General features: G+C 65.0%; 10 protein-coding genes. All 10 read right to left on the bottom strand.

What is annotated here, in order from left to right; translation table 11 throughout:
* Positions 1–1,124: DNA gyrase subunit A (locus V7E26_RS13795; RefSeq protein WP_324416765.1), on the bottom strand; the 1,124-nt coding region annotated here is incomplete at its 3' end.
* 180 nt (positions 1,125–1,304) lie between these two features.
* The gene (gene recO / locus V7E26_RS13790) at positions 1,305–2,057 is read right to left on the bottom strand and encodes a DNA repair protein RecO (RefSeq protein ID WP_324416763.1); all 753 of its coding nucleotides are present in this window, start codon (positions 2,055–2,057) and stop codon (positions 1,305–1,307) included.
* Positions 2,058–2,247: 190 nt separating this feature from the next.
* Positions 2,248–2,628, bottom strand: a complete 381-nt coding sequence (locus tag V7E26_RS13785) for a hypothetical protein (protein ID WP_324416761.1) — start codon at positions 2,626–2,628, stop codon at positions 2,248–2,250.
* Between the two features lie 34 nt (positions 2,629–2,662).
* Positions 2,663–3,589 carry a GTPase Era gene (gene era / locus V7E26_RS13780; RefSeq protein ID WP_324416759.1) on the bottom strand — a complete coding sequence of 309 codons (927 nt, stop codon included), beginning with the start codon at positions 3,587–3,589 and terminating at the stop codon, positions 2,663–2,665.
* Positions 3,582–4,400 (bottom strand): ribonuclease III, encoded by an 819-nt coding sequence (gene rnc, locus V7E26_RS13775; RefSeq protein WP_324416757.1) that lies wholly within the window; start codon positions 4,398–4,400, stop codon positions 3,582–3,584. Before rnc ends, era begins: the two co-directional genes overlap by 8 nt.
* Entirely contained in the window at positions 4,397–5,155 is a 759-nt protein-coding gene (gene lepB, locus V7E26_RS13770; RefSeq protein ID WP_324416755.1) for a signal peptidase I, read from the bottom strand. The genes rnc and lepB overlap by 4 nt, the downstream gene beginning before the upstream one ends.
* 279 nt (positions 5,156–5,434) lie before the next feature.
* On the bottom strand, positions 5,435–5,854 hold the full coding sequence (acpS, locus tag V7E26_RS13765; RefSeq protein WP_324416753.1) for a holo-ACP synthase: 420 nt from the start codon (positions 5,852–5,854) through the stop codon (positions 5,435–5,437).
* Positions 5,851–6,615 carry a pyridoxine 5'-phosphate synthase gene (locus tag V7E26_RS13760; RefSeq protein ID WP_324416751.1) on the bottom strand — a complete coding sequence of 255 codons (765 nt, stop codon included), beginning with the start codon at positions 6,613–6,615 and terminating at the stop codon, positions 5,851–5,853. Before V7E26_RS13760 ends, acpS begins: the two co-directional genes overlap by 4 nt.
* A 159-nt stretch (positions 6,616–6,774) precedes the next feature.
* The gene (locus V7E26_RS13755; RefSeq protein ID WP_324416749.1) at positions 6,775–9,066 is read right to left on the bottom strand and encodes a RelA/SpoT family protein; all 2,292 of its coding nucleotides are present in this window, start codon (positions 9,064–9,066) and stop codon (positions 6,775–6,777) included.
* 283 nt (positions 9,067–9,349) lie between these two features.
* Complete coding sequence (gene rpoZ / locus V7E26_RS13750; RefSeq protein ID WP_024512695.1) at positions 9,350–9,742, bottom strand: DNA-directed RNA polymerase subunit omega; 393 nt, start codon at positions 9,740–9,742, stop codon at positions 9,350–9,352.
* Between the last annotated feature and the right edge of the window lie 49 nt (positions 9,743–9,791).

The following is a 9,791-nucleotide window of genomic DNA, read 5'->3' as shown; positions in this document are numbered from 1 at the left end:
TAGTTGGAGCGGCGCACCAGCACGTCGCGCAGATGGTCGAGCCATTCGCGCAGGCACTCGGCGAGCCCCACCACCTTGGGGATCTTGCCCTTGATCAGCACGTTGAGGTTCAGCGAGATCTTGCTCTCGAGCTCGGTGAGCCGGAACAGCGATTCCATCATCAGCGCCGGATCGACGGCGCGGGATTTCGGCTCGATGATGAGGCGAACGTCTTCGGCGGATTCATCCCTGACGTCGCCGACCAGCGGCAGCTTCTTCTCGTTGAGCAGCTCGGCGATCTTCTCGACCAGCCGCGACTTCTGCACCAGCCACGGGATCTCGGTGATGACGACGACCCAGGTGCCGCGGGCACCTTCTTCCTGGGTCCACTTGGCGCGGGTGCGGAACGAGCCGCGCCCGGTCATGTAGGCTTCGGCGATGCTTTCCTTGGAATCGACGATGATGCCGCCGGTCGGGAAGTCCGGACCCTTGACCCATTTCAGCAGCGACTTGGATTTCGCCTCGGGCTTCTCGATCAGGTGCAGCGCGGCGTCGCAGAGTTCGGCGGCGTTGTGCGGCGGGATCGAGGTCGCCATGCCGACCGCGATGCCCTGCGCGCCATTGGCGAGCAGGTTCGGGAAGCCGCCGGGCAGGACCACCGGCTCCTTGCTCTGGCCGTCGTAATTGGCGCGGAACTCGACGCCGTCCTCGTCGATGCCTTCCAGCAGCAGCCGCGCGACCTCGGTCATGCGGGCTTCGGTGTAGCGGTAGGCGGCGGGATTATCGCCGTCGATATTGCCGAAATTGCCCTGGCCGTCGACCAGCGGGTAGCGCGAGGAGAAATCCTGGGCGAGACGCACCATGGCGTCGTAGATCGCCTGGTCGCCATGCGGATGGAACGAGCCCATCACGTCGCCGACGATCTTGGCCGACTTCTTGAACGGCGTGCCGGGGTCGAGCCTGAGCAGGCGCATGCCGTAGAGGATGCGCCGGTGCACCGGCTTCAACCCGTCGCGGGCGTCCGGCAGAGCGCGGTGCATGATGGTCGAGAGCGCATAGGCGAGATAGCGCTCTTCCAGCGCATCGCGCAGCATCACCTCGTGGACTTCGGCCGGCTCTTCCGGCGGTAGCTGTCGTTTTCCCATGGGGAGGGGTTAAACGCTGCCGGCAAATCCGGCAAGACGCATGCTCGGTGGAATTTTCCGCCATCGTCCCTGCGAACGCAGGGACCCATAACCACAGGTGTTTGTTGGAAAAATGGACGAGGCCGCCGCCTCCGCGACCACCGCGGCGTATGGGTCCCTGCGTTCGCAGGGACGACGGGCTCAGCCGGCAGAGCTGATTCGCGCCCGCTGGCGCGTTACAGCATTGATAAAGCCGCCGCGCGCGTCGGAATGGCCCTGCCCGCGCGGTTCCAGCACGTGGCGGAGCAGGAACAGGCCGGTCAGCCGAAAGCCGTCCTGCAGGTCCTGGTCCGACCAGTCGTTCGCCCCGCCCTCGCCTTCGCGCAGGAATGGCGGCAGCCGCAGCAGCCGGTCGCGGTAGGGCTCGCCGGCCTGCCGCGACACCGCGCCGCCGGATTTCGGCGAGACGTAGATCAGGTCCGTGGTCTCGCCGGTGGCAGCGCAGTTTTCCAGGTCGAGGCCGAAACCAAGCTCGGCCAGCATCGCGAGCTCGAACCGGATCATGTGGGCGGCCGCGCCGCCCGCATCGTCGAAGTCGTCGAGCGTGCGGTCGAGCATCTCGTAGATGTCCTCGTGCGGGTCACGCTCCGGCAAGAGCCGCGCCAGCGAGGCCAGATGGGTGACGCCGTAGACCGCGTGCGAGGATGCGAGCAGCGTCGCCGCGCGCAGCCGCGTCCCTTCGAGGGCGTAGGTTCCGAGATGCTCATCGAGCCGCGCCCGCCACACCGCGGCAACGCTGTTGCCGGGCTGCAGCAGGGGCCGCATCCGCGACGAGGCGCCGCCCCGCACCAGGCCGAGATGACGACCATGCTCGCGCGTCAGCAACTCGACGATGGCGGAGGATTCGCCATGCCGCCGCACGCCCAGCACGATGCCTTCGTCGGTCCATTCCATGATGAAAGTCTACAGGATCTTATCAGGAATCGCAGCTTCTGCCCGCGCGTTCCCCGGACGCGATGCAGCACGAAGTGCTGCTTCGCTGAGCCGGGGCCTACGTCGCAGCAGCGGTGCCCGAGCCCCGAGGGGGTCCCGGCTCTGCGGCGCACCGCTTCGCGATGCACCGTGTCCGGGACACGAGAGCGCTTCACGCGTTGAACCACCCCACCGCGTCGCCGGTGAACGAGTAGTACAGCCCCATCGCCGTCAGCGCGCAGGAGATCACCTCAATGCCGCTGTCCAATTCCAGACCCTTCTCGCCGACGATCTGCACCAGCGAGATCACCGACAGCACGAGCGCTGCGGCCAGCACCCAGCGCGGCCAGTTCTTGCGGCCCACGGCGGCGAGGCGGACGAAATACACCAGCAGCAGGATCAGGCCGGCCGCCATCAGCGTGCCGGTGTTGATCATCTGCTCCGTCATCCTTGCGGTAGGCGTACGGTCCTGAAACGCCACCGACACCGCATCCAGTGTCAGCGACAGATACAGCAGGACCTCAAACCACAGCACATTGCGAGGTATATTCATCGGGCGCGTTCTTCTTGTTGCCGGATCGGCCGGATCATTCCCTGGGAAATTCCAGTCCCATTTCCCTGTAGCGATCGGGGTCGTCGCCCCAGTTTTCGCGCACCTTGACGAACAGGAACAGGTGCACCGGCACGCCCAGGATCTCCGCGATCTCTTTGCGCGAGTCCGCGCCGATCGACTTGATGGTGGCGCCACCCTTGCCGAGCACGATCTTGCGCTGGCTTTCGCGCTCGACGAAGATCGTCTGCTCGATGCGCACCGACTTGTCCTTGCGCTCGGTCCATGTATCGGTCTCGACGGTCGATTGATACGGCAGCTCCTGATGGAGCTGACGGTAGATCTTCTCCCGGGTGATTTCCGCCGCCAGATGCCGCAGCGGCGCATCCGACATCTGGTCCTCGGGATAATGAAACGGCCCCGCCGGCACGCTCCTTGCCAGCGTCTTCCTGAGGTCATCGACGCCGTCACCCGACAGCGCCGAGATCATGAAGGTGTGCTCGAACTTCATGCGCTCATTGGCGGCCTGCGCCAGCGCCAGCAGCTTTTCGCGCGGGATCAGGTCGATCTTGTTCAGCACCAGGATTTTCGGGTGCGCGACCGTCGCAAGCCTGGCGAGGATCGCCTCGGCCTCCTCGTCGATGCCGGCCTTCGCATCGAGCAGCACGCAGACGAGATCAGCGTCATGGGCCCCGCTCCAGGCGGTAGAGACCATGGCGCGGTCGAGCCTGCGCTTGGGCGAGAAGATGCCGGGCGTATCGACCAGGATGATCTGGGCGTTATCCTCGATGACGATGCCGCGGATCAACGCCCGCGTCGTCTGCACCTTGCGCGATACGATGGTGACCTTGGAGCCGACCAGCGCGTTGACCAGGGTCGACTTGCCGACATTGGGGGCGCCGATCAGCGCGACGAAGCCGCAGCGGGTCTCGGCGGGCGCGGCAGCGGGTGACGATTCACTCATTGCTGCCGCCGGCCACGCCTTCGCGCTCGATCATCACTGAGGCCGCGACCTTCTCGGCCGCGCGCTTGGAGCCGCCGACGCCTTCGGCGGGCGCCAGGCCCGGCAGATCGACGGCGACACGGAACTGCGGATCGTGATGCGGCCCGGTGCGCTCGATCTCGCGATAGACCGGCGTCGGCAAGCCCTTGCTCTGGGCCCATTCCTGCAGCACCGTCTTGGGATCGCGCAGCGGCCGGCGCGGCTTGCGCATCCGCTCCAGCCAGTTGCGCTCGACGAACTGGGACGCCGCCGCGTAGCCGCCGTCGAGATAGATCGCCCCGATCACCGCCTCGCAGATGTCGCCGAGCACGGATTTGCGCAGGCGCGCGCTCGCGCCTGCGCCGACCGCGCCGAGCTTGATGTCGTCGAGCAGCCCCAGCGACTTGGCAACGTCGGCGCAGCTCTCCTTGCGCACGAGATCGGCCAGCCGCTTCGACAATTCGCCCTCATCAGCCCTCGGATAGGCGCGGTACAGCATGTCGGAGATGATCAGCCCGAGCACGTGGTCGCCGAGAAATTCCAACCGCTGATAGCTGTCGGCGCGATGGCGGGTCGCGGGCTTCAATGCCGAGACATGGGTGAAGGCGGTGGTCAGCAGCACGGGATCGGAAAAGCTGTAGCTGATGCGGCCCTCGATTGCAGCGATAGCCTCCTTGGCCGCCGCCTTGCCGCGCTTCTTCCTCTTCGGCGCAGGCGCGCCCGCGGCATCGCTCTGCTGGCCCGCCTCGCCTGGGGTGGCCGTGTCAGGAATGATCGCGGTCTCGTCGTTCATCGCACGATGGAGAATAGGCGATTCCAGCGCACCGCGGTCGGCCAGCGCCAGAACATCCAGGCGTGTTCGCCCTCGGCAATGGAGAAGAAGATCATCTGCGCCCGGCCGACGATGTTCTCAAACGGCACGTAGCCCACCGCCGACAACACGCGGCTGTCGGTCGAGTTGTCGCGATTGTCGCCCATCATGAAGAAGTGGCCGGGCGGCACGGTATAGGTGTTGGTGTTGTCGTAGAACCCGTTGTCGACGCAGTCGAGCGTTTCATAGCTGACGCCGTTCGGCAGCGTTTCCTTCCAGCGCTTGACGCGCGCGGTGGCGTCGGAGCCGCAGGGGTCCTCTCCGATGAAGTCGGACAGCCGCTCGCGCTTGACCGGCTTGTCGTTGATGTGGAGCAGCCCTTCGCGCATCTGGATACGGTCGCCCGGCAGGCCGATCACGCGCTTGATGTAATCGGTGGAATCGTCCTTCGGCAGGCGGAACACCACGATGTCACCGCGGTTCGGCTCCGAGCCGAAGATGCGGCCCGAAAACAGCGGCGGCGACAGCGGAATCGAATAATGGCTGTAGCCGTAGGAATATTTCGAGACGAAGAGGTAATCGCCGACCAGCAGCGTCGCCTTCATCGATCCCGAGGGGATGTTGAACGGCTGAAACAGGAAAGTGCGGATCACGAGCGCGATCAGGAGAGCGTGGATGACGACGCGGATGGTTTCACCCAAGCCGCTTTCAGATTTTGTGCCGGATGTCACGCTCATCGCTTTCCCAATTCCCGCGGGCCCCGCCCGCACGGTGGCAGAACGTTTTCCGCACGCGAATCGCCTGGAACGTTCGCGTCAGGAAAATGGTCTTAGTCACTGATTTGAGGGCCAAATCCGGCGCTAACCAGAATCGGCCCCGGCTCGAACACATCGCTCGCGGCGTTTTAGACGGTTGTTGGTGGGCGCGCAATCAAGCGCCTCGTAAAAACTTTGTAATGCATTGAAATATCAATGATTTTTAGTTTTTGCCGATTCCCGGCGCGAACGCTGTGCGGCTCATGATGTGCCGGGAGCGACCGCCGAAATTATGACGAAAGCCTGCGCCAGCGGCCAATCGTCCGTGATCGACAGATCGATCCGCGCCTCGAACCCCACCGGCGTCAAGGCTTCCAGCCGGGCCAGTGCGCCGCCGGTCAGTTTCATGGTCGGACGGCCACCCGGCAGGTTCACCACGCCCATGTCGCGCCACCAGACGCCGCGCCGGATACCGGTGCCGAGCGCCTTGGAACAGGCCTCCTTGGCGGCGAATCGCTTGGCATAGGTCGCGACCACCATCTTCTCGCTGTTGGCGCGGCGTGCGGCCCGGGCGCGCTCAGCGTCGGTGAAGATGCGGTCGAGGAAGCGGTCGCCATGGCGTTCGATGACCTTGGCGACCCGCGTGATGTCGATCAGGTCGGAGCCGATGCCGATGATCATGGCCGGCCCACGATCTTCCGGCGGCCGCGGTCCATCGCCGCGCGCATCTGCCGCACGGTCTCGGGCAGGCCGATGAACAGCGCCTCGCCCATCATGAAGTAGCCGATGTTGAGCTCGGCGATCTCCGGCAGCGCCGCGATCGTCTCCGCGGTCTTGTAGTCGAGGCCGTGACCGGCATGGACTTCCAGGCCGGCATTCCGCGCCAATCTGGCACCCTCCACGATCCGCTGCCATTCCGCCTCGGCCTTCGCCGCGTGGCCGTCCACCACGGCGTCGCACCAGCCGCCGGTGTGGATCTCGATCACGGGCGCGCGCAGCTTGGCCGCCATCTCGATCTGGCGGGGGTCGGCGGCGATGAACAGCGACACCCTGATGCCGGCATCGTTGAGCCGCGCGATGAACGGCGCCAGCGCATTGTGCTGGCCGACGACATCGAGACCGCCCTCGGTCGTGAGTTCTTCGCGGCGCTCCGGCACCAGGCACACCGCGTGGGGCCTGGTCGCCAGCGATATCCGCAGCATGTCCTCGGTTGCAGCCATCTCGAAATTCAGCGGCTTCGATATCTCGGCCTTGAGGCGGGCCATGTCGGCATCGCGGATGTGGCGGCGATCCTCGCGCAGATGCGCGGTGATGCCATCAGCGCCCGCCGCGATCGCGGCGAGCGCAGCACGTACCGGATCCGGCCGCTCGCCGCCCCGCGCATTGCGCAAGGTGGCGACGTGGTCGACATTGACGCCGAGGCGCAACGGAGGAACGGGCATTTTTGGACTCGCAGATATCAACAACGGTTCTCGCACTATAGTGCGAGTTCCTCATCCTGGGGAGCGCGAAGCGCATCTCGAAGGATGAGAGCCACCAGCCGGGCCTCATGGTTCGAGACGGCGCTCCGCGCCTCCTCACCATGAGGGGCATCGGATCGGCTAGCCATTGACGCGCTCGACCTTGGCGACGACGGCCTTGGCGCGCAACTGGGCGATAATTGCACTGAGATGCTTGAGGTCATAGACCTCGAGGTCGATGGTCAGCTCGGTGAAATCGGGCGAGCGGCGCGACATGCTGATATTGTCGATATTGCCGTCGTGCTCGGCGATCACGGTGGCGACCTGCGCCAGGCTGCCGGGCTCGTTGACATTGTGGACCAGGATGCGCGCGGGAAAGCGCTGCGGCATGGTTTCGTCGATATCCCAGCGCACGTCGAGCCAGCGCTCCGGCTCCTCCTCGAAGTCCCTCAGGGCCGGCGACTGGATCGGATAGATCGTGATCCCCTCGCCCGGCGTGACGATGCCGACGATGCGGTCGCCCGGCACGGCGCCGCCGTTCGGCGCGAACTTCACCGGCAGATCGGAATTGATGCCGCGCACCGGAATGACGGAGGTCGAGCGCACCGGCTGCGGCTCCGACTTCAGCTTCAATTTCACGGCGAGGCTCTTCTTGGCCCCGTACTTCACCAGCCGCTCTTCCTTGTAGTCCGGGTACATGGCGCGGGCGACGTCGGAAGCCTTCAGCTCGCCGCGCCCGACGGAGGCCATCACGTCCTCGATCGACGCGCGCGCCAGCCGCGGCAGCGCGCCCTTCAGCTTGTCGTCGGCATATTCGATCTTGGCGCGGGCAAACAGGCGGTCGATGATGCGGCGGCCGAGGCCGGCATATTGATCGCGCACCGCGGTTCGGGTCGCGCGCCGGATCGCGGCGCGGGCCTTGCCGGTGACGGCAAGCGATTCCCAGGCCGAGGGCGGCGCCGACTGCGCCTTCGAGGTCAGGACCTCGACCTCGTCGCCGTTCTGCAATTCGGACGACAGCGGCGCGAACTTGCCGTTGATCTTGCAGCCGACCGCCGAATTACCGACGTCGGTATGCACGGCATAGGCGAAGTCGATCACATTGGCATGGCGCGGCAGCGCGATCAGCTTGCCCTTCGGGGTGAAGCAGAACACCTGGTCGTGGAACAGCTCGAGCTTGGTGTGCTCGAGGAACTCCTCCGGATTGGCGCTTTCGGAGAGGATGCCGACGGTGTGGCGCAGCCAGGCGAAGGCGTTGGATTCGTGCTCGAGCCGCTCGGTCGGCGAGCCCACGCCCTCCTTGTAGAAGGCATGCGCGGCGATGCCGAATTCCGCGATCTGGTTCATCTCCTCGGTGCGGATCTGCAGTTCGACGCGCTGGTTGCCGGGGCCGATCACGGTGGTGTGCAGCGAGCGGTAATCGTTCTGCTTCGGCGTCGAGACGTAGTCCTTGAAGCGCCCGGGCACCACCGGCCAGGTGGTGTGCACGACGCCGAGCGCACGGTAGCAGGCCTCGACATCGGTCAGGATGATGCGGAAGCCGTAGATGTCGGATAATTGCTCGAAGCCGACCGACTTGCGCTCCATCTTGGTCCAGATCGAAAACGGCTGCTTGCGACGGCCGTACACGCGGGCGTTGATGCCGTTGTTCTGCAGGTTCTTGGAAAGCTGGCTTTCGATCTCGCCGATCAGGTTGCGGTTGCGGTCGGCCAGCGCGTCGAGCCGCTGCTTCACCACCGCATAGGCCTCGGGATCGAGCACGTGGAAGGACAGGTCTTCCAGTTCCTCGCGCATCTCATGCATGCCCATGCGGCCGGCGAGCGGCGCATAGATGTCGAGGGTCTCTTCCGCGATGCGGCGGCGCGAGGCGTGCGGCACGAATTCGAGCGTGCGCATGTTGTGCAGGCGGTCGGCGAGCTTGATCAGGAGCACGCGGACATCGTCGGCGATCGCGAGCAGCAGCTTGCGCAGGTTCTCGGCCTGCTTGGCCTCGCGCGACACCAGCTCCAGCCGCTTCAGCTTGGTGAGCCCCTCCACCAGCGCGCCAATCTCGTGGCCGAAGATGTTGTCGATCTCGGCGCGCGTCGCCTCGGTATCCTCGATCGTGTCGTGCAGCAGCGCAGCGACGATGGTGGCGTCGTCCAGCTTGAGGTTGGTCAGGATCGCCGCGACCTCGAGCGGATGCGAGAAATAGGGATCGCCGGAGGCACGCGTCTGGGTGCCGTGCGCCTTCATGGCGTAGACATAGGCGCGGTTGAGCAGGTCCTCGTTTGTATCCGGGTTATAGGAGCGGACTCGTTCGACCAGGTCGTATTGGCGCATCATGCGCGAACGCGGCGATTTCGGCTTCTCCGCCGTGGGCGACGCCGGCGCGACCGCAATCCCGCCGGTTGCGGCCTGCATCTGCCGGGAGCTGCGGCGCCAGTACGCCATTACGTCAATGCCTTCTTCCACCAGACCCGAAAAGGCAGGTCCCGCCGTAGGCGTATCTAATGCGTTTTTGAACGGCGATGCACGCCGCTCTGGCCGCGAAACAGTTCAATTTCGCTTGGGGCCCGGCCAGTCGACGCCCCGCCAGATCGGGTGAGGCAGCCGATTTCGACCGCGCCGCACAAGGACGCATCTTAACAACCAAAATGTCAACAAAAGCAAAGGCCCGGACGGATGTCCGGGCCTTTGGCAAATCAAGGGTTCAGGAAAATCCGGAAATTCCGGATTATTCGTCCTCTTCGGGCTGCTCTTCCGGCGGTGCCAGGCCTTCCAGGCCCTTGAGGAGCTCTTCCTCGGTCATGCGCTCGACCGCGACTTCGGTGTCGTCGGCATCGACGCTGGCGCCGGCTGAGCCGATCAGCGGCACGGTATCGGGCTCGGGCTCGTCGACCTCGACGAATTTCTGCAGGGAATGGACCAGCTCCTCGCGGAGGTCTTCCGGGGAAATAGTGGAATCGGCGATTTCCCGCAGCGAAACGACCGGGTTCTTGTCGTTGTCCCGATCAACCGTGAGTTGCGAACCCGACGAAATCATACGAGCGCGATGTGCTGCCAGCAGCACCAGGTCAAACCGGTTGTCGACCTTATCGATGCAATCTTCCACGGTGACGCGCGCCATAGACTGTCGCTCCGTTAGTTGGGGCCAAATATGTCTGATATGGCCGCTA

Source organism: Bradyrhizobium sp. (assembly GCF_036735945.1).
Taxonomy (GTDB): domain Bacteria; phylum Pseudomonadota; class Alphaproteobacteria; order Rhizobiales; family Xanthobacteraceae; genus Bradyrhizobium.
Note: the sequence above shows the minus strand (reverse complement) of the source record. Positions and strands in the feature narration are given on the sequence as shown.